Consider the following 21,416-nt stretch of genomic DNA (forward strand, 5'->3'; position numbering starts at 1 on the left):
ATGATAATACGGCCAATTTATGAAAATGTACCTTTTACTAATCGTTGTATTTTCAGCGCTTCTTCTCAATGGCTGCATATCTCAAAATCCAGACCCGACACCTAAGCTGCAACATGCTCTACTAGCAAAGCCAAATAAAGCAGCTGTTAGCAAAGCGATTAAAACACTTGTACATATGCAAGAGACTCAATTAGCTGATTATGTATTTACAACCAGCAGTACAGTAACCCTTAGCAATGTGGATGGTAATAATATTATCGACACGCAAAGTCGCAATACACCCGATCAATTTGAATTGATGATTAAAGGTAATCAGTGCTATATACGCCACCTTGATAGTAAAGCAACTATTGAACTTAAAGACGTGGAATGTAAAATCAACGAGTTATAACAAGCTTTACCTCCGCCAAAACAAGTAAAAGCCGGTAAGTGACTAATCACTTACCGGCTTTTTAATGTATGACCTAAAGTTAGGTTAAAAGGCCATTATTTTATTTCTACGCGTTGAGAGCGCATAACAATCTCATCGTTTAATTCAATACCCAACCCAGGCTCTTCTGACACTTCAAAGAAACCATTTTTAGGTTGTGGGTCTTGTAAACATAACTCGCGGTTCCACTTTTTAATCGCATAAGTATGGTGCTCATGAATCAAAAAGTTAGGGATAGCCGTTTCTAAGTGCAGTGATGCTGCTGTTGCAACAGGCCCGCCACATACGTGAGCTTGAATACGCACATCAAAAATATCAGCGTAATCACATACTTTTTTGGTTTCGGTAAAACCACCACACAAACCAATATCTGGCTGTAGTACATCAATACTTTGATCTTCTAAATACGGACGTACACCCCAGCGATTATACAAACGTTCACCACCAGCAATAGGCACTGACACTTTATCAGCTACTTTTGCGTGTAATGAATGGTTTAAATAGTTAACTGGCTCTTCAAAATACATACAGTCAAACTCTTTTGCAATTTCACCTAGCTGAATGGCTGTTGTAACACCCGGTAAGCTGTGGCATTCAAAAATAATATCTACTTCGTCGCCTACCGCTTCGCGAATAGCTTGCATGCGTGCACGGTATAGCTTCATTTCAGTGCGTGAAATTATTTTTGTACGGTCGTAATAAGTATTACCGTCTTTATCGTACTGAATTGGATCTACTTTTACTGCATCGTAACCTTCAGCTATCGCTTTTAAAGCAGCTTCTGCGTATTCTTGCGGCTGTACCAGCGCTTTAAATTCGCTATCCCAATCAAACTGTAATTGCGATGCGTATGTACGTAGTTTGTCGTTAACTTTACCACCTAATAATTGATATACAGGTAAACCAAGCGCTTTACCTTTAATATCCCAAAGCGCGGTATCAATTGCGCTCATTGCAGCATATACAACAGGTCCGCCACCTAAGCCCCAAAAGCTCTCACGTAACATACGAGACCATAGTTTTTCTGTTTGAAACGGGTCGTGGCCGATTAAAAAGGCGTCGGCCATTTCCTTAATCATAGCCGCTGCAGCACTGTGACCTAAATCGTATGCAAGGCCCGCTTCACCAACACCACTAATACCTTCGTCAGTATGAATACGTACAAACACAGGTGTCCACGAAGGTCTATCAGGACAGTGAATATCAAATACTTCAACGCGATTTACTTTCATTAAAATTCCTTATTAACCGCTATGGGTTATTTTGCAAAACTAGGGTCAAGTCGATACGCTTTACGTAACATAGCAGGCCACGCAAGTTGCCCGCCAGTGCTACCACTGTGTACTACGTTTGCTTGATTATAAATATTGTCGATTATAGGTTGCGGTACTTCAATCACCTCTTGCGAGCTTGATTGTAGCGCTAATTGAATTTCACACGCTCGCTGTAAATCATAAAAGCGCATAAACGCATCACCTACCGTTGGGCCTACTGTTAAGCCCCCATGGTTTACCAGTAACATATGGTTAGTGTTGCCTAAATCATCTTGCAGCACTTTTCGCTCGTCGTCGTTTACTGCAAGCCCTTCGTAGCCATGATAAGAAAGCGATGGCAGTGAAAACATTGAATACTGGCTAAGCGGTAATAAACCATTTTTTTGTGTAGCGACAGCGATTGTTTCTTTGGTATGAAGGTGAATAACACAATGAGCGTCTTCGCGTACCTCATGAATCGCACTGTGAATAGTAAAGCCAGCAGGATTAATACTAAATGGCGTATCGTCAATAATGTTACCGTCTAAGTCGACCTTTACTAAATTAGACGCAGTTACTTCATCAAAGGTTAAACCAAAGGCATTCACTAAGTAATGATCGGTGCCAGGCAAACGTGCTGATAAATGCGTATAGATTAAATCCCCCCAACGAAAGTGCTCTACCAGTCTATAACACGCGGCTAAATCAATACGCAGTTGCCACTCTTGTGCCGATACTTTATTTTTTAAATCGAGTTGGGGTAAATCAAACATAATAAGCCTTTTAAAAACGTACATTATTAACCTGTACGAACAGATGTTTAGAAGTCTAAAGCAGTCTCTATTTTATAGCAAACACCAAACAAAACAGCCACACTATTGTGTGGCTGTTTATAAAACTAAAATACCAATTGCATTAAAATGGTATAACTGCGTAAATTATTTTACGTTAGCTAGGTAATCTGCAATTGCTTCAAACTCTTCATCAGTTACCGTTGCAACCATTGCTTTCATAGCCATGGTCATACCGTTATTACGTGCACCTGACTTAATATCTTTCATTTGCGCTACTAAATAGTCTTTGTTTTGACCGTTTAGTTTAGGGTACATACCCATAATTGGTGCTTTACCTTCAGCGCCATGACAAGTTTGACAATTTTTAGCGGTATAAAGTGCAGCGCCATCGGCAGCTGCTGCATTAAACGAGAAGCTTGCGGCTAAAGTAATACCCGCGCCTAATAGTAGTGTTTTCATCTTGCTCATTGTATTTACTCTTCTTTTTTGACGGTTAGAAAAACTGTTCTATTGATTGTAGTAAACAATCAAATAAAAAGCATACGTACGAAACGACGCTAGACGATCAACTTAACCAAAAACCGCTAACTCGTTTCTGTCTCACTTTTATATACTTTAGCAAATAAAAATGAGCTTACCCTTAATAGACTATTACCACACTATATCATCTGGTACTTCAAAGTCTGCGTACGGGTCATCTTCATCTTTTGGTTTGTTTTCTGGCTCTACATGAAAAACAATATACTTTTCGTCAACTTCAGCCACTTTGCGTGCTGGTTCGTCGTCTAATACGTAAAATTGCCCTTCTAGTACACAAATAGCTAAACGACCGCCCGATAACGCTTTTTGCGTTTTCTCGTTCACGTCGATATTTTTTACTTTGTTTTGATAAGTAAAATTAAATGTGCGCTCACCACGAATAGCGTCTTGGTTGTGGTGCTCTAAAATTTGTTTAACACGCGCTTCTTGTTCACGCTGCTTTAAGCTCACTTGGCGTGTTTGGTTAAGCTCTTCAGCTTTTTTTTGCTGTTCTAGCTTGGTTTGTTGAATATGCTTTTGCAGATCACTTGGGTTGCTAGTAGCCCCTTTCTTTTGCTTTTTTTGTTGCTTACGCTTTTCTGATTTAGCAACTTTAGCATTATGCGATGTTGTTAATCCTGCTTGAAGCAATTGGTCTTGTAATGAACCCATGGCTTTGTTCCACTAAAAACTAATATTATCGCTATTTTAATCACCAACGAGTTCAAATAACAGCGCTATCGACATTAATCTAGCAAACTAGTTAAAACAAACCATGATATAGCGCAATGACTATGGTTTTAATTATGAATTAAAAGCAATTTTTAATACAATACCACGCAACCAATCAGCAAATGCACAAGCCATATAATGCGTTTACCTCATCTACTCGTTTGCTCGGTATTTATATTTTTTGTGCTTTATGCACCGCAACCCCTACTTAGCCTTTTTGCGAGCGAATTTAATGTAGCACCTGCGGTAGCTGGCAGCTTAATGACTGCAACTATGCTGCCCTTAGCCATTGCTCCGCTCGTTTATGGTTTATTTTTAGCAACAATAAATCCACTACTTATATTACGTATTGCAATGGTGCTTTTAGGCCTTAGCTGCTTACTTTTTATTTATGTACCTAGCTTTGAGCTTTTATTATTAGTCAGATTTTTACAAGGTTTAACGCTCCCTGCAGCTTTAACAGCAATGACTAGCTATATAGGTATGAGCTATAGCGCTGATACACTTCAAAAAAATATGACCCTATATATTGGTAGCAGTATAGTTGGTGGTTACTTTGGACGTGTGCTCGCAGCTTTGTTTAGCGACTTATGGAATTGGCAGAGCTTTTATTACGTAATTGCTTTTATGCTTATTTGCTTAGCTTTGACAATTAAGCATTCTCGCTTTACAAACCCAGCTACACCGTCGCAGCTCTCCCCTCTGGATTACATTAAACAACTTAAAGAAGGCGCTATCCTTAAAGTGTACGGTGCCGTTTTTTGTATGTTTTTTTGTTTTGCTGCATTACTTAATTACTTACCGTTTATATTACAAAACACGTTTTTAATTACCAATACTCGTGACATAGGTTTAGTTTACAGTGGTTATTTAGTTGGTGCCCTCGCCTCTATTGCTGCACCTTGGTTGCTTAAAAAAGTCCCTTCGCCTTGGCATTTATTAACTGCGGTATTTAGTTTTTATAGTGTGAGTATTATTTTATTAATGAGCCACCAGCTTAGCTTATTTTTAATCGCATTTACTTTGTTTTGTGGTGCTATGTTTGTGATTCATTCAACTGCCGCACCGCTCGTTAATAAAATAAGTAAAGCCCCGCCAAGTGTAACTAATGGCGGATATGTATCGTTTTATTACAGTGGCGGTGCATTGGGGTCGTTATTACCCGGTGTGGTATACCAACATCATGGGCAAACAGCGTTTATGTTTACGCTGCTTGCAGTTTGCTTATGTGGTTTATCGTTAATTATGTGGGCTTATTTTGAGGGTAAAAATACAACGCGCGGTTGATGCTTTGTGTAATTAAAAAATGTTTCTAAATCAGCTTTACTAAGCAACCATGTTTGGGTGTTTTCAAACGGATGACAATGAAACAAATCACCGTGCCAAATATCTTGGTCAACCCATAAGCTCACTTCGTTTTGCTTATCATTTAAAAGAGCCAACATAGATACACACCCAGGAGCCACTTTTAAATATTTAGCTAGCCGCTCACTCGATGCAAACCCTAAGCGTGAAAGCCCTTGTTGCTTTGATAGTGCCTTTAAGTCGAGTTGCTTATTGTGCGCTGTAATAACTAAAAAGTGTCGCTTGCCTTCGTTATCGCGTAAAAATAGGTTTTTAAGACGAGTACCTGGGCGCTCAATCATAAACTCATCAGCCGCTAAGCTAGTATGTAGCGGCGGATGTTCTATTGCATCGTAAGTAATATTTAGGTCCGCTAAAAGCTCTGCTAACTTAGTTTTATCAGGCAACATATTACAAACAACGCCCTCTTAGCTGTACACTCAAATCTCGCCATAAAACATCATTAACTTCATGTTTGTTATCGCAGTATTTACGCTCTTTTAGCTCTTGATTTAATAATTCAACTGCTTGGTCTTCTAGCTGTAACTTTAGAATGCTCGACTCTTCAAAATGCTCTTTCTCTATATACTGCTTAACCTCACCACGGCTTGGTCTATTGTTAGGACCACGGTCTAGGTTAAAGTTTTCACGATGCTTAGCTTTTACCGAAACAACATAAGCAAAAAGCTTATTGCCTTGCTCATCTTGCTTTTCGTGAAACTGTTTATTATTTATTTCAAAAGGCGGCTCATCATTTGAGGCACAGCCAGCGAGTAAAACCATAAGCGCTAGAACACATTTTTTCATTGTTTTTTATCGTTTTAGTTTTGAATTAAGCCGAGTCTAACAAAAATTGACGTAAACAGTGAAAATTTACGAAAAAATACTTGACCAATTTTATAAAAAAACTTAAAGTTCGTCCCGCTTGGAACTCAGCAGTCAAGCAGTTACATTATATGTAACTTAGGAATGTGGGGCTATAGCTCAGCTGGGAGAGCGCCTGCCTTGCACGCAGGAGGTCAGCAGTTCGATCCTGCTTAGCTCCACCACTTTCCTACTCCTTTTCAAATTCGCTCTACTTTTCTATTTTTCCATTGTTTTATTATTTTTTGATACCCTACTATTTTAATTTCTCATTCTATATAATTTTAAATTTATCCATTCAACTTGTGTCTTTACAAGTTCTTAGCTATACATAATGTCACACATTAGTACTTTAGGCTTAACATGGACAACCCTAAGCGTTCAACGCTAAAAAAGCTAGCTGCTATAGGTTTAACAGCTGGTGCAATAACACATGCGCCTTATGTTTTTGCCCGAAAAAAAGTCACATTAAGAGTGCTTGGTACGCATGTAACACTCCAAGAGGCTATCCGCAAACAAGCGATGAGTGACTTGGGTATTAATATAGAATTTACTCCCGCAGGCAGCGCTGCCGTTTTGCAAAAGGCATCAATGGACCCTAGCTCCTTTGATTTATACGAACAATGGTCAAACAGCATTAATGTGCTTTGGGATGCAGGTTCTATACAGCCAATAGAAAAAAAACGACTCACCTACTTTAACGAGATAAATCCACTTACTAAAACGGGAAAATTAACCGAAACTGCAAGTATTGGTGCAGGTGATGCTCCCTATAAATTATTAAATGTTCAACCCGATGGCACATTAAGCGCACAAGAAAGCGATCATATTAGCTTTTTACCTTATGTGCATAATGTTGACTCTTTTGGTTACAACACCGATTTTATTAAGCCCGTTATAGCATACGAAACCGAAAGCTGGAGTTGGCTGCTTGATGACGAGAACAGAGGTAAAGTAGCTATCGTAAATGCGCCTACCATTGGACTATTTGACCTAGCCCTAGCAGCGCAAAGTAAAGGGCTTATAAAATTTAAAAATATAGGTGCGATGACTCGCCCAGAACTTGATAGATTGTTTAGTATATTACTCGACTTTAAACGCCAAGGTCACTTTAGTGGCTATTGGAACTCGGTTCCTGAGTCGATTGAATTTATGAAAAGTAAGCGAGCCCATATAGAAAGTATGTTTTCGCCTGCCGTCTCTGCGTTAAACAGCCAAAATATTAATGTTCGTTTTGCTGCGCCAAAAGAAGGCTACCGAGGCTGGCATGGTGTTATGTGTTTATCGTCACAAACACAAAGTAGCGTAAAAGATGCAGCTTACGATTATATGAATTGGTGGCTTTCAGGCTGGCCTGGTGCATTTATTGCTCGCCAAGGTTATTACATTAGTAACCCACAACGATCTAAACTCCTCCTATCTCCAGCTGAGTGGGATTACTGGTACGGTGGAAAAGCAACAAGCATAGATTTATTAAATACAAATGGTGACGTAGCAGTAAAAGCAGGTGAGCAACGTAACGGCGGTAGTTACCATAAACGCTTTAGCAATGTAGCAGTATGGAACACAGTTATGCCAACCTATGACTACAGTCTGCAAAAATGGTATGAGTTGATTAGCCGATAATGATAATACGTTCAATAAAATCAAAAATAATTTTAGCTTTGTGTCCGCTGATTGGATTACTTCTTTTGCAAAGCTATTTGTTTAACTATTCGCAAAAGTTCTTACTTAACTTACAAAAGTCGCAGCATAACGCGCTTATTCAAAGTGAAGTTGTGAACCTCTTAGAAAACGATATTATCTCTTTGCAATGGCATGCAATTTCATTTATTGACCATGCAAATGAAAATACCATTACCAAATTTAATTTTTATTTAAATAAGGCAAATCTAAACCTTAATCAACTAAAAGAAAACGATTTAAACCACACAGCACAGTACAATAACTCATTAGTACGTCTTGGCGAGTATTTAAATAATTACCAAGCTGCATTTGGCCAAGTTGTCGTAAACAGACAAAAACGCGAACTCCTTTACACTACTCAGTTCAAAAAGCCTATAGATGACTTACAAGTAACAATTAGTAATTTAGAAGGGTCTTCAAGCGATAGTAATAAAGTTATTTTAAACGATGCTTTACTCACAATAAGTAATTTAAAACACGCAATTATAAGCTACCTCTATAAACCTAATTTTGATGAAGCACAAAATGTAAAACTAAACCTAAATCACTTACATAAAAAACTAACGAGCACCTCTGTAATAAATGAATCCCTCTCCAATAAAACAACACGCTTAAAACAGGCTTATAACCAACTTGTATTACTCACCCGTAGCTACACTTTTTCTGTAAATGTAGTGCTTACAGGCATAGAAAACGAATTGCTGTATTTAACTAATGAAATTAAAAATATAGAAAAAAATAAACTAACCAAAACAGAAAAACTACTAAGTAACCACTTAACAAAAAATACAGAACAGGCAAATATATTTGCCGTTTTAATTATGTTAATCATTTTATTTTTAAGCTATTTTATTTTTAGATCGGTTATAAAACCAATTACTCAGCTCACTTTATTACTTAAAGATATGAATAGCGAAAAGCCAGTAACTATTTCAAATAACAGCCAAAATCAAACTGAAATAGCGTCGGTAATAAAAGCAGCTAATGCTTTATATTTAAAAAATAAGCAAACCAAAGAGCTACTCAACGAAACCCGCGTATTAAATTCCCAAATGGAGGCAATGAATGCCGACCTGACAAGTGCTATAGAGCAAACTGATAAAGCCAATAAAACAAAAATAGATTTTGTAGCCAATATGAGTCATGAACTTCGCACCCCAATGAATGGCATATTAGGTATGTTGCAACTTTTACAAAGCAGCGAGCTTCCCTCAAGGCAAAAACACTACGCAGATAAAGCTCTTTCAAGTGCTCAAAATTTATTACAGATTTTAAATAACATTCTGGATTTTTCTAAACTAGAATCAGAAAAAGTCCAGTTAGAGCAAATCCCTTTTACCTTACATACTATAGTTTCTAACGTTCAAAATTTATTCTCAACAAACGCCAAGCAAAAAGGCTTGTTATTAAACTTTACTTTACACGTTGATGCAGGACTTGAACTTATTGGCGACCCAATGCACTTAAGCCAAATAATAAATAACTGTGTAGGTAACGCAATTAAGTTTACTGAGCATGGTGAAATATCATTAATTATAGAAGCGACATCTCAACACGAAAAAACAATAAACCTTCGCTTTAGTATAAAAGACACGGGTATTGGGATGACTGAAGAGCAATCAAAAATTATATTTCAGTCTTTCTCGCAAGGTGATTCAAGCACAACAAGAAAGTATGGTGGGACCGGGTTAGGACTCACTATAAGCAAACAATTAACTAAATTGCTGGGCGGAGATATACAAGTAAGGAGCACGATTAATCAAGGTAGCGAGTTTTTCTTTACTCTACCCTTTACTTTATCTGAGCAACAAAAGCTTAAAAAACACGCCTTATTAATTAGCCCCGATAATGAGCAAATTAAAAGATTAATGGACTTGCTAAGTGATATAAATATAACGACAGAAACAACACAAGAACCATTAAGAGCCATTGCAAAAATGTCTCAGCCTAGTGGCCCATTTAGTATTGTAATAATGTCGATAGAGCAAAAAGAGCTCAACGATAACTTTATTTTACAACAACTGTACGCTCAAAATAAAAACGCTAGTGAAAAATTGACACTTATTTTATTAATTACCGATGAAGAGTCTCCTGAGCCAATTGAAAAAAATGAAAATATAGACATTATAATTATTGGTAATAAAAATAGTGAAGTAGAAATTTTAAGAAAACTTTCACCAAATAATTTTAAAGAAAAGCAATTAAAGCCTCATCCTAAATTCTCGGGTTTTAATGCATTAGTTGTGGACGATAATAAAATTAACCAAGAAATAGCCTCCGCCCTTTTAGCAAGATTAGATATGACCGTGATCATTGCTAACAATGGGCATGATGCATTACAAAAAGTAGATGAACATGACATCGATATTATTTTTATGGACGTTCAAATGCCAGTTATGGACGGACTAGAAGCAACAAGCATATTAAGAGAGCGAGGCTACAAAACTCCCATAATTGCAATTACGGCAGCCGCAGATCCTAATGATAAAAAAGCAGCGTTTAGAGCGGGTATGGATGACTTTTTAGGAAAACCGATTATTTTTGATGCGCTTTACGAAAGTATAGAAAAGTATCTGCAAAGTCGCGAATCTCTGAGCACTATAAACCTGCCTTTAGCAAAAGAAAACCTAGAAAACAATGACGAATTGCTAGCTAAATTATTTACTCAGTTTGTCAACGATTACAATGACTTTTCGATTGAAGCTGATATATTAATCAAAAATGGAGAGTTAGAAAGCTTAATTCGACTAGTACATACACTCAAAGGGTTGGCCGGCACATTAGGCTTGGAGCTACTGCAACAAAGCACGCAAAGTGTTGAGAAAAGCTTAATAGATGAGCAGAGTATTAACTTATCTCATTTTAATGAACAATTAATACTTACACTTTTTGCTGTAAAACAATTTTTGATAGCTGACAGCTTTAAAAAAGAACATATACAGCTACATGAACTAGAAAACGAAGACTCGGTTATTGATAATATATACTCATTAGCATTAACGGCTCGCCCCGTACCTAGCAATTTGGTTAGACAGCTAGAAATGAATCAATATGATAGAGACCACTCTCTATTTAAGCTCAAAAAAGCAATTGAACATTTTAACTACGCGTTAGTAATTGAGCTTATTGATAAGTATAGAAACGATAATAAAAATTAGGCATAACCACTAACCTGAACTAGATTTAATATTGTAAAGAACGCAAAAAAGGATACATAGTGCATTCAAATTATCTCGCTAACAATACAGGATTAATAACAGCTCAAAAACATAAACCTTTAATTCTTATTGTTGATGACGAACCTAGTAATTTACACGTATTAGTAGAAGGACTTTTAACTGATTACGATGTACGTATTTCTACTAGTGGTGAGCAGGCTTTGATCTTTATTGAGTCAACTCGGCCTGACTTGATTTTATTAGACATAATGATGCCCGGCATGGACGGCTACGAAGTATGCAATATACTTAAAGCGAAACAAAATACTAAAGGGATCCCCGTCATATTTGTTACTGCGCTTACCGAGGAAGAGTCGGAAGAAAAAGGCTTTGCTATGGGCGCAATTGATTACATACACAAGCCTTATAAATTGGCATTAGTTAGAGCTCGTATTCGCACCCACATAACGGCGCAAGGAATGCTTGATAGATTAATAGAAAAAAACTTTGACCTGCACGATAAGCTCCTCGAAATTGAATCTCTAGCACTAGAATTAAGTCAACGTGAAGAAGAGTTAAAGCAGCTTTCATCAAAGCAAAAGTTATTTTATCAAGCTTTAACTGGTACAGCAGATGGCGTGGTTATTACAGACAGTAATGGTAAAATAATTGCTGTAAACCCCTCATTCTGCCGTATTACTGGTTATTGTGAGGCTGATTCTCTGCAGATGCAATTACATGATATAAAGCAAAATAACCACCCAAGCATTAGTTTTGATCAAGTATGGAATCATGCAAATAAAGCAGGCTACTGGAGTGGAGAGCTAGTCACAAGACGTAAAAATGGCGAGCTTTATCCCGAGTTACTAACACTGAGTATGGTTAAAAGCGAACAAGATACAAACGTTCATTACATTGGTGTATTTAGCGATATATCTAGTTTAAAGGTTACTCAAGAGCGAATAGATTACCTAACATGGCATGATGAACTTACCGGCCTACCTAATCGTAACGGATTTTTAAAACAATTAGAGCAACGGCTTCAGATCTGCACGGCAGAAAAAAGTTACGCTTATATTTATATTATTGATATTGATAGCTTTCGCTCAATTAATGATGGATTGGGTTTACTTGCCGGAGATAAAATACTTAAAAAGCTTACCAAACGTATTCATTCTCATCTTGATAAAAAAGATGTCATTGCACGCCTAGGCAGTGATGAATTTACAGCGTTGTGCACACTTGATAAAGGTATTGGCCGAGTTAGGGCTCAAGCTATTGCAGAGCGAAAAGCTCAAGAGTTATTGATTGCCGTAAATCAGCCTTTCTTCGTTGATGAACAAGAAGTAAGTTTAACTGTAAGTATTGGTACGTATATTTTCCCTCGAGAAGATCAATGGGAAAGCGCTATAGAAACCATCCGAAACTGTGAGGCTGCTTGCTATAAAGCAAAAGAGAAAGGCGGTAACAGAATTACCTTTTTTGATACTTCATTTGGCGAGCAAGCAAAACGCCGTTTTGAAATAGAGCAAGATTTGCGTAAAGCAATTACTCAAAATGAACTTTCCCTTTATTTGCAATCTCAATTTGACAGAAATCAAACGCTTAAAGGTGCAGAGGTTTTATTAAGGTGGGAACATCCTCAAAAAGGCTTTATTAGTCCTGGAGAGTTTATACCGATTGCAGAAGAGTCTGATATTATTTATGACTTAGATTGCTGGGTAACTTCAAATGCACTTGAAATATTAACGCAACTTAGTAAAACTCACCCTGAGTTAAACCTATCAATTAATATAAGTGGCAGACATTTTCATGAACCTCGGTTTTTAAACTTCATCAGCCAACAAATAGAACTGCATAGCATTAATCCTCAACAGCTGACTATTGAGATTATTGAAGGTACTTTACTTAATCATATGGAAGCAGCAATTAGTGCTGTTCACCTTCTTAAAAAGTTAGGTGTAAGAGTATCAATTGATGACTTCGGTACTGGATATTCGAGCTTAACTTATCTAAAACAATTACCAATACAAGAACTAAAAATTGACCGTTCTTTTGTTTTAGAAGCACCGACTGATAATAACGATAAATTAATTATTGATATGATTGTAAGCTTAGGTCGCTTATTCGAATTAGAGGTTGTAGCTGAAGGCGTAGAGAACCAGTCCCACTTTGATTTATTGCAGGAATATCCAGAAGTTATTCTTCAAGGCTATTATTTACATAGACCTGAACCTGCAAGCGATTGGCTTAAAAAGCTGACGTAGCCCTAGCGTAATTTATAAACTAAAAAGCCGAGCATGAATATGCTCGGCTTTTTATGAACCTAAGTTTGCGGTTACTCGCGAACTTGGCCTACTCCATTAACTAAATACTTTTCAGTAGTCAGTGACTCAAGCCCCATTGGACCGTACGCATGAAGCTTAGAGGTTGCTATACCAATTTCTGCACCTAAACCCAGTTGTGAGCCATCAGAGAAACGAGATGATGTATTAACCATCACTACAGAAGCATCTACACTACGCTGGAATAACTCTGCAGCGGCTTCATTTTTAGTGCAAATTACTTCAGTGTGGTTTGATCCAAACTGCGCAATGTGTTCAACCGCTGCTGTAAAGCTTGGAACAACGCGAATAGCGATTTCTAGGTCTAGATATTCTTCACCAAATTCGTTATCGGCTAAAACAGTTGCATTATCGAAGTATTTAGCTGCAAGGCTGTCGGCATTTATTTTTACACCTTCTTGGCGTAATACAACTGCGCACAGATTTAAAAACTCATCTGCAACATCTTGATGAACTACTAAGCCCTCTAGTGCATTACAAACACCCGTACGTTGTGTTTTTCCGTTAAGTAGTAAGTTAAGCGCAATTTCTAGATCTGCATCTTTATCTACATATAGATGACAAACACCTTTGTAATGCTGAATTACTGGGATCGTACTGTTTTCAGTTACAAAGTTAATTAAGCCTTCACCGCCACGTGGAATTATTAAGTCAATGCTTTCACGTTGCTGCATTAATTCCATTAATAGTGCACGATCTGGATCTGGAATTACTGAAATAAGTGATACTGGTAAGTTATGCTTTTCAAGTACGCTGTGCATTACACTTGCGATAGCTTGCGAACTTTTAAGTGCTTCTTTACCGCCACGTAAAATTACGCCATTACCTGATTTAAAACATAATGCGCCAGCGTCTGCTGTTACATTTGGGCGTGCTTCGTAAATCATACATACAACGCCAAGAGGTACGCGCATTTTACGAATTTTAATGCCATTTGGACGCTCTGTGATATCACGTAGCTGACCAACAGGATCATCTAGGCTTACGATTACTTCAATGCCTTCTGCCATAGCTTCAATACGTTCATCGTTTAGCGTTAAGCGGTCGATCATTGAGGCTGCTAAATTATTGTCGCGCGCTGCGCTTAGGTCACTTTCGTTTTCTTTGATTATAAATGCTTTTTGAGCTCTAAGTGCTGCTGCAATCTCTGTTAATACTTGATCTTTTGTCTCGGTATCGAGTAAAGCAAGTGTTAATGCAGCTTTAGCTGCCTGACGTGAAATGTCTGTAATTAAGCTCATGACTTCTCCAATAATGCGATATATTTCTCAGATATTACAGGTCCAATTGAATCCTGCATTTTCTCACTGAATTCACTTTGTTCGTTGTCTGCAATAAAGTTCAACAAACAACTACTATAATTTGCGGTCGCTTTCGCTAACCGAGTGCCATCTTCACTACGAACTAAAATAGTATCACCAACGGCAAACTCGCCGTGCACTTCCATTATTTCATCGCCGCGAATACAGCCAGTTTCACCTTCTAATGATTCATCGAATGATCCATCAACAACAACTTCGCCTTGCTCGTTTGCTGTGTGTGTCATCCAATGAACAGAATCTTGCATTGGTTTTTCGTAAGGTAAAAATATGCTACCAGGGTTCTCACCTGCTAATAGCTGTGTAAATGTTTCTTCTTTAAAACCATTTATAATATACGTTGCGATACCATGTGAAGTCGCTTTTTCTGCCGCTTCTATTTTGGTTTTCATACCGCCCGTGCCTACTGAACTTGTAGCACATCCTGCCATAGCATAAATAGATTCATCAATTGATTTTATTTCAGGCAATAGAACTGCATCATCATGTAAATTTGGATTTTTATCGTATAAGCCATCAACATCTGAAAATATTAATAATGCATCTGCATCTGCCGCAGCTGCTACCATCGCTGATAAATTATCGTTGTCACCTACTTTTAGATCATCGGTCGTTACAGCATCATTTTCATTAATAATAGGTAATACACCGTGCTCTAGTAAGGTAAATACAGTTTCGCGAATACTCTGATAGCGGTCATGGTCACGTAAATCACCATGTGTTAGTAATAATTGCGCTGAAGGGAAATCAAAAAATCGATCCCACATTGCCATCATTTCAGTTTGACCTGCTGCCGCCATTGCTTTTTTCATAACAACAGTTCGTGGCTTATCCGATGGGAATAAGTGTGCGCCTGCTGCTACAGAACCCGATGAAACTAAAATAACTTCAATACCACGGGCACGACAACGAACAATAAACTGTGCGATAGTTAGTAAGTAGCGTGAACGACAGCCATCTTGATCTGGTGCAATTAAAGCACTACCTACTTTAAGTACGATACGTCGCCAATTTAACTTTTGCATAAGAGCTCAACTTTCCATTTTATCTGCGCTCATCTTTACTCGATAAGCTAAAACTAGGTAGCTAGGTATAAAACATAGCTTCGAATTTGTCTTGTCATTTAGGCAACACTTTTTTACACACACGCAAAAGCCATATCTAAAACAAGAAGTTTAGATTTGAGGTTAAGTATAAAGTAGCAACAACCCAATAATATTGAGCAGCACTAATCAAAAAATTTAAAAGTGTTGTTTATGCATCGCTGTAAAAAGCTGTGTGTGGCTTTTTTATTAACAACATACATAGAGCCTCTAAAGTCTGATACACCAACAGATAGGGTGAAGACCAAAGGACCGAGATTTAACCGCCACGATGAGGGGCTAAATATTGAAAGTAATAGTTCAACTCAAACCTTTATTTACTTAAATAATTAAATAAACTTGTTCGGCAAAACCATACCAAGAATTCGGCAAATGATATTTTGTAATGCTCAAATACTAGAAACATTACTAACTCATGATTATAAAGATTAAAAATGACGTTAAGATTAACAAGCCTGTTTTATCTTCAATAAACTTGGTTAGATGACTAATTATTAGAACACGAAGTATAATACACCAAATACCCCTTTAAAATCAAGGTTAGAATTCGAACTAAGTTAATACGAAACACTCATACCCTTTATATTGTTATTAAAATTCAATAAATTAAACAATTAATACACTTTAAAATAAGCTGGCTAAGTTCTCGCTAAATAATTTAAGCCTACTAATCTTTTATAAGCAGCTAAAATTGATTAGTAATATTTCAGTTTCCGGTGTATACCCCTGTATTAATAATTAACAAAAGTTATACTTTCTAAACATATCGTCATAAATAAGGAATTCTTAATCTATGTCAGCAATTTACATAGCCGGTATCGCACTTTGCTCTGTGCTTGCCCAATGGGTCGCGTGGGCTTTTAGAGTACCCGCTATTCTTTTTTTATTGCTTACTGGTCTTTTACTTGGACCATTTAGTGGTGTTTTAGACCCTGATGCACTTTTAGGTGATTTACTGTTTCCGGTAGTATCACTAAGCGTTGCCATCATTTTATTTGAAGGTTCCTTAACTCTGCATTTCAGAGAATTAAAAGGGATAGGAAAAGTTGTAAGGAATCTCTGCTCAATCGGTATGCTTACTACCTGCATTATTATTAGCTTAAGCGCCTACTGGTTGCTTGAGCTCAATTGGCGTGTTGCTGCGGTACTAGGCGCAGTACTCGTTGTTACTGGCCCTACCGTTATAGCACCGCTATTAAACTCAATGCGTCCAACACAAGACATAGACCGCATACTTCGCTGGGAAGGTATTGTAATAGACCCAATTGGCGCATTATTTGCTGTATTGGTATTTGAAGCTGTAATGCTTGTAGGCCAAGGCGAAGTATTTAGTCATACTATTATTGCTTTAGTTAAAACCCTGGGTGTTGGTTTAAGTATTGGTGTTGCTGCAGGTTGGCTAACAACCCTATTAATGCGTCGCGAGTGGCTGCCATTTGAATTACATAAGTTTGGAATTTTAGCACTAGTCCTTATTAGTTTTTCTGTATCAAACTATTTAAGCCATGAATCAGGCTTATTAGCAGTAACTGTATTTGGTATTTGGCTTGCGAACCAAGACGATTTAGAAATAGATTCTGTACTTGAGTTTAAAGAAGACTTGTCGATGATATTAATATCAACGCTGTTTATTTTACTTGCAGCACGTTTACAGCTTTCTGATTTGATGATGCTCGACAGCGATGTATTTATATTTTTAGCTATTGTGCTTTTTGTTGCACGCCCACTGTGTATTGCTATTTCGACCTTTGGTACTGACTTACCAATGAAGTCTCGCTTGGTACTTGCCTGGATTGCTCCACGCGGTATAGTTGCCGCAGCCGTTGGGTCGGTATTTGCACTAAGTATGATGGAAGCTGGCGTTGCTGATGCTGAAAAGATGGTGCCACTTATATTTACGGTGATCATCATTACGGTTGTGCTGCAAAGCTTAACAGCCATCCCTGTTGCCAAGCTATTAGGTGTACGCCAACCATCGCCAAACACAATATTAATTATTGGTGCAAACCATGTATCGCGTGCAATTGGACGTGGCTTACAAGAGCAGAATATTCCGGTTCACCTTTCAGATCCTGCATGGGAAAACTGCAGAATGGCACGTATGGATGGCTTAGCTTGTTATTATGGTAACCCGCAATCAGAGCATGCTGAACGCTACTTACCTCTAACAACTATTCGCAGTGTCTTAGCGCTATCGCCAAACCGTCATCATAATGCGCTAGGCGTTCAATACTTTTCGCATTTACTTAATGAAAAAAATGTATTTTCGCTTCGCTCATCAACGTCGCATGCTAAAGCAAATAAAGACAGTGCAACGTTTTTATCTAGACAAATATTGTTTGGCGACGAAGGCTCATACGCACGTTTGAGCAGTATCATAGCTAAAGGCGGTAAGGTTAGTTCAACACGTATCTCGGATGAGTTTAGCTGGGAGCAATACCTAGAAATGAACCCTGAGGCTATCCCTTTGTTTATTCTTAAAGGTGATAAAGACAGCGACGACGATACGCCAATTAAGCTAAGACCGTTTACAATCAACATGGAAAAACCGCCGCAAGAAGGCGAGCGTGTTGTTGCATTACAGCCGCCTAAAATGTCGGTCTTAAAAGACCCGCAAACAAAGGCTAAAGAAGAAAGTTAAACACTTTTATTACCTGTAAAAACTGAAAAACCCTAACTTAAAAAGTTAGGGTTTTGTTTTTTAAGAGCCATTAAATAGGAAGGCGAGCTCGCGCAACCACACTATCTGGCATTTTTTGCGCTAACTTAGTCAGCGCTCGCTCAATTTTTTTATGAGTCGCTTTATCTGCGACCATAGAATTAAATAGCCAACGGTATGCATCTTCAAAATCACGCGGGCTGCCATAGCCATCATTAAATAATTTAACCAAACGTAGTTGTGCTTTTAAATTGCCTTGCGACGACGCTTCACGCAAATACGTAATTGCCATTGCTTTATCTTGCTGAACTAAACGCCCGGTGTCGTAGTAACGCCCTAACTGCTCTAGCGCTGCCGCTAAGCCTTGTTCAGCCGCTTTTCGCATGTAATACACACCTAACTCTACATTACGATCCACGCACACGTTATAAGCCAGCATATCGCCGTATAAAAATTGATAAGACGGCAATGCCATTTTATTGGCTCGTGCTTCTATATCTTGCACTAACTGGCAATCATCTGCCTTTACCCGCGCTAAATGCGTATTTTTATTTATTAACGCAATTAGCTCAGATTCTGTATACAGCGGTACAGCAGCAGGGCTTTCTGTAGCTAAGCTGTTGGTTGCTATAAATAAAGACAGCGGAATTAACGAAAGCCTTAATACGCAATTACGGTAAAATAAACGCATGCTCACCACTTATAAAAATAAACTTATTAAAATATATACAAAGATCGTTCCAAGGTGAATTTTAGATACAAAAAAAGCTGCACTAGGCAGCTTTTTTTAATCTAATGGTAATTACGCAAACGGGTTGCGAAGTACCATAGTTTCTACGCGGTCTGGACCTGTAGAAATAATATCAATTGGAACACCCGTAATTTCTTCAATACGCTTGATGTAGTCAATCGCAGCTTTTGGTAAACCGTCAAGACTCGTTACACCAACAGTGTTTTCTGACCAACCTGGCATTTCTTCGTATACTGGCGTTACTTTATCGTAACCTTCAGCTGCTAATGGTGTTACGTTAGTAACTGTGCCATCTTCAAGCTTGTAACCAATACAGATTTTAAGCGTTTCTAAGCCGTCTAAAACATCAAGCTTAGTTAAACAAAAACCTGAAATACTGTTGATTTGAACCGCACGGCGCATAGCCACTGCATCTAACCAACCAGTACGACGAAGTCGACCTGTTGTAGCGCCAAACTCATGGCCTTTATCACCTAAGTGCTTACCAACTGGATCTTGTTTCCCAAGACCGTCGTAAAGCTCTGTAGGGAAAGGACCTGAACCAACACGTGTAGTGTACGCTTTAATAATACCTAAAACGTAATCAAGGTTTAATGGACCAAAACCTGCACCAGTCGCAACGCCACCAGCTGTAGTATTTGAAGATGTTACATAAGGGTAAGTACCGTGATCGATATCAAGTAACGTACCTTGTGCACCTTCAAATAAAATGTTTTCGCCTGCTAAACGCGTTTGATCTAAAAGCTCAGTTACATCTACAACCATTGCTTTTAAGATATCAGCAACAGCCATTGCATCATCAAACGTTTTTTGGAAATCTACAGCGTCTACTTTGTAGTAGTTAACTAAAGTGAAGTTATGGTATTCAAGAACTTCTTTTAATTTAGCTGCAAATAATTCAGGATTAAATAAATCGCCTACGCGTAAACCACGGCGAGCCACTTTATCTTCGTACGCAGGACCGATACCACGGCCAGTTGTACCAATTGGCTTATCGCCACGAGCAGTTTCGCGGGCTACATCTAATGCAACATGGAAAGGCAAGATTAGCGGACATGCTTCACTTATTAAAAGACGCTCACGTACTGGTACGCCGCGTTCTTCAAGCATGCCAATTTCTCTCATTAGCGCTTCTGGTGATAAAACTACACCATTACCAATCACACATTTAACATTGTCACGTAATACACCCGATGGAATAAGGTGTAGAACCGTCTTTTCACCTTCGATAACTAAAGTATGACCCGCATTGTGGCCACCTTGATAACGAACTACTAAAGATGCTTTGTCTGTAAGGAGATCAACTACCTTACCCTTTCCTTCGTCACCCCATTGGGTGCCTAATACAACAACGTTTTTACCCATCGTAAATTCACTTAGAGAAAATTAGGACGAGATTTTACCAGAAAACTAAAGTAAAGATCACCCCTGTTCAGCTTATTTTTTCTGCGCGCATTTGTTATATCCAAATATTAGCTAATAACCACATAAATAACAGTGATTTAAAGCACTAGACTGTGTTTAACAAAAAGCCCCGCAAATGCGAGGCTTTTTAACTTCTAAATAATTAACGTAAAGCCTATTGAGCTTTAGCGCCTTTCATATATTGGAAGAAGTCGCTATCTGGTGAAAGCACCATAACGTCTTGCTTATTTTTAAAAGTCTTTTTGTAAGCCTCAAGCGAACGCACAAAACTAAAGAACTCAGGGTCTTTGTTATACGCGCTTGCATAGATGCCTGCGGCATCAGCATCGCCTTGACCACGTACAGAACGCGCATTACGCTCTGCATCGGCAAGCATTACTGTTACACGACGGTCAACACCCGCACGAATAGTCTCGGCTTTTTCCTGACCTTCAGAACGATGCTCTTTTGCAACAGCAGTACGCTCAGCGCGCATACGTTGGTAAATAGAGCTACTCACTTCTTGTGGTAGGTTAATTTGCTTAACACGTACGTCTAGCACCTCAATACCAAGCTCACGTGCACTTTCAGAAGCTTGTACTAACGCTTCTTCCATCAACTCGCTACGCTCACCCGATACAATTTCGCGAATTGTACGTGTACCAAAGTTTGTACGAAGACCATTATTTACTTTTTGTTTAAGTAGCGTTTCAGCATATTGCTTATCGCCACGGGCACGTAAGTAAAAAGCGCTAAAGTCATTAACACGCCATTTTACAAACGAATCAACAATTAAGTCTTTTTTCTCACTAGTAACAAAGCGATCCGGCGCACCATCTAGCGTTTGAATACGTGCATCAATGCGACGTACTTGGCTAAAAAATGGCACCTTAAATTGTAGGCCTGGGCCATATACAATCGCTTGATCGTCGCTGTCTTTTTGTACTTTACTAAATAACATTACAATTGCTTTTTGCCCTTCAGGTACAACAAATACCGATGAGAAAGACATAACAATGGCAGCTAATAGTATTACTAAACTAAAGTTTTTCATT

General features: G+C 38.2%; 17 protein-coding genes and 1 tRNA gene. 7 read left to right on the top strand and 11 right to left on the bottom strand.

Going from position 1 to position 21,416, the window contains the following annotated elements:
* Nucleotides 1-19 precede the first annotated feature (19 nt).
* Entirely contained in the window at nt 20-391 is a 372-nt protein-coding gene (locus tag I6F40_RS02570) for a hypothetical protein (protein WP_166376378.1), read from the top strand.
* A 95-nt stretch (nt 392-486) separates the two neighbouring features.
* Here the strand turns inward: I6F40_RS02570 and I6F40_RS02575 are convergent, their stop codons facing one another.
* The 4 genes from I6F40_RS02575 to I6F40_RS02590 all read right to left on the bottom strand — a co-directional run bounded on the left by I6F40_RS02575 (nt 487) and on the right by I6F40_RS02590 (nt 3,668).
* Nucleotides 487-1,662 carry a mandelate racemase/muconate lactonizing enzyme family protein gene (locus I6F40_RS02575; protein WP_166376377.1) on the bottom strand — a complete coding sequence of 392 codons (1,176 nt, stop codon included), beginning with the start codon at nt 1,660-1,662 and terminating at the stop codon, nt 487-489.
* 26 nt (nt 1,663-1,688) lie between these two features.
* A complete protein-coding gene (locus I6F40_RS02580; protein ID WP_166376376.1) occupies nt 1,689-2,456 on the bottom strand; it encodes a class II aldolase/adducin family protein in 768 nt (255 codons plus the stop codon).
* A gap of 165 nt (nt 2,457-2,621) precedes the next feature.
* Nucleotides 2,622-2,945: a c-type cytochrome gene (locus I6F40_RS02585; protein ID WP_002957866.1), complete on the bottom strand. Its 324-nt coding sequence runs from the start codon at nt 2,943-2,945 to the stop codon at nt 2,622-2,624.
* A gap of 183 nt (nt 2,946-3,128) precedes the next feature.
* The gene (locus I6F40_RS02590; RefSeq protein ID WP_002957867.1) at nt 3,129-3,668 is read right to left on the bottom strand and encodes a DUF2058 domain-containing protein; all 540 of its coding nucleotides are present in this window, start codon (nt 3,666-3,668) and stop codon (nt 3,129-3,131) included.
* 198 nt (nt 3,669-3,866) lie between these two features.
* On the opposite strand from I6F40_RS02590, the gene I6F40_RS02595 reads away from it, so the two are divergent.
* Entirely contained in the window at nt 3,867-5,015 is a 1,149-nt protein-coding gene (locus I6F40_RS02595) for an MFS transporter (RefSeq protein WP_166376375.1), read from the top strand.
* Here the strand turns inward: I6F40_RS02595 and I6F40_RS02600 are convergent.
* Together I6F40_RS02600 and I6F40_RS02605 are read right to left on the bottom strand one after the other, a co-directional pair.
* A complete protein-coding gene (locus I6F40_RS02600; protein WP_166376374.1) occupies nt 4,982-5,482 on the bottom strand; it encodes a prolyl-tRNA synthetase associated domain-containing protein in 501 nt (166 codons plus the stop codon). The two genes, I6F40_RS02595 and I6F40_RS02600, sit on opposite strands and share 34 nt — an antisense overlap.
* Before the next feature lies 1 nt (nt 5,483).
* Complete coding sequence (locus I6F40_RS02605; RefSeq protein WP_024592478.1) at nt 5,484-5,879, bottom strand: hypothetical protein; 396 nt, start codon at nt 5,877-5,879, stop codon at nt 5,484-5,486.
* Between the two features lie 166 nt (nt 5,880-6,045).
* Between I6F40_RS02605 and I6F40_RS02610 the strand changes: the two genes are divergently transcribed.
* The 4 genes from I6F40_RS02610 (at nt 6,046) to I6F40_RS02625 (ending at nt 13,047) form a co-directional block, all read left to right on the top strand.
* Nucleotides 6,046-6,121 (top strand) — tRNA-Ala (locus tag I6F40_RS02610).
* A gap of 178 nt (nt 6,122-6,299) precedes the next feature.
* A complete protein-coding gene (locus I6F40_RS02615) occupies nt 6,300-7,562 on the top strand; it encodes an ABC transporter substrate-binding protein (RefSeq protein ID WP_197192450.1) in 1,263 nt (420 codons plus the stop codon).
* A complete protein-coding gene (locus I6F40_RS02620) occupies nt 7,562-10,780 on the top strand; it encodes an ATP-binding protein (RefSeq protein ID WP_166376372.1) in 3,219 nt (1,072 codons plus the stop codon). The genes I6F40_RS02615 and I6F40_RS02620 overlap by 1 nt, the downstream gene beginning before the upstream one ends.
* A 59-nt stretch (nt 10,781-10,839) precedes the next feature.
* Nucleotides 10,840-13,047, top strand: a complete 2,208-nt coding sequence (locus I6F40_RS02625) for a two-component system response regulator (RefSeq protein WP_166376371.1) — start codon at nt 10,840-10,842, stop codon at nt 13,045-13,047.
* Nucleotides 13,048-13,118: 71 nt separating this feature from the next.
* Here the strand turns inward: I6F40_RS02625 and I6F40_RS02630 are convergent, their stop codons facing one another.
* Nucleotides 13,119-14,366 carry a glutamate-5-semialdehyde dehydrogenase gene (locus I6F40_RS02630; protein ID WP_166376370.1) on the bottom strand — a complete coding sequence of 416 codons (1,248 nt, stop codon included), beginning with the start codon at nt 14,364-14,366 and terminating at the stop codon, nt 13,119-13,121.
* Nucleotides 14,363-15,469, bottom strand: coding sequence for a glutamate 5-kinase (gene proB, locus I6F40_RS02635; RefSeq protein ID WP_024610440.1), 1,107 nt, complete (start codon nt 15,467-15,469; stop codon nt 14,363-14,365). The genes I6F40_RS02630 and proB overlap by 4 nt, the downstream gene beginning before the upstream one ends.
* 871 nt (nt 15,470-16,340) lie before the next feature.
* Here proB and I6F40_RS02640 point away from each other — a divergent pair.
* Nucleotides 16,341-18,188, top strand: coding sequence for a cation:proton antiporter (locus I6F40_RS02640; RefSeq protein WP_007586413.1), 1,848 nt, complete (start codon nt 16,341-16,343; stop codon nt 18,186-18,188).
* A 70-nt stretch (nt 18,189-18,258) separates the two neighbouring features.
* Here I6F40_RS02640 and I6F40_RS02645 read toward each other — a convergent pair whose 3' ends face one another.
* From I6F40_RS02645 to hflC, 3 genes are all read right to left on the bottom strand, one after another.
* On the bottom strand, nt 18,259-18,897 hold the full coding sequence (locus I6F40_RS02645; protein ID WP_007586412.1) for a tetratricopeptide repeat protein: 639 nt from the start codon (nt 18,895-18,897) through the stop codon (nt 18,259-18,261).
* A gap of 111 nt (nt 18,898-19,008) precedes the next feature.
* Entirely contained in the window at nt 19,009-20,322 is a 1,314-nt protein-coding gene (locus I6F40_RS02650) for an adenylosuccinate synthase (protein WP_166376369.1), read from the bottom strand.
* Nucleotides 20,323-20,536: 214 nt separating this feature from the next.
* Nucleotides 20,537-21,415, bottom strand: a complete 879-nt coding sequence (gene hflC, locus I6F40_RS02655) for a protease modulator HflC (RefSeq protein WP_010554353.1) — start codon at nt 21,413-21,415, stop codon at nt 20,537-20,539.
* Nucleotide 21,416: the final 1 nt, after the last annotated feature.

Source organism: Pseudoalteromonas sp. SWXJ133, assembly GCF_015864365.1.
In the GTDB taxonomy this organism is placed as follows: Bacteria; Pseudomonadota; Gammaproteobacteria; order Enterobacterales; family Alteromonadaceae; genus Pseudoalteromonas; species Pseudoalteromonas arctica.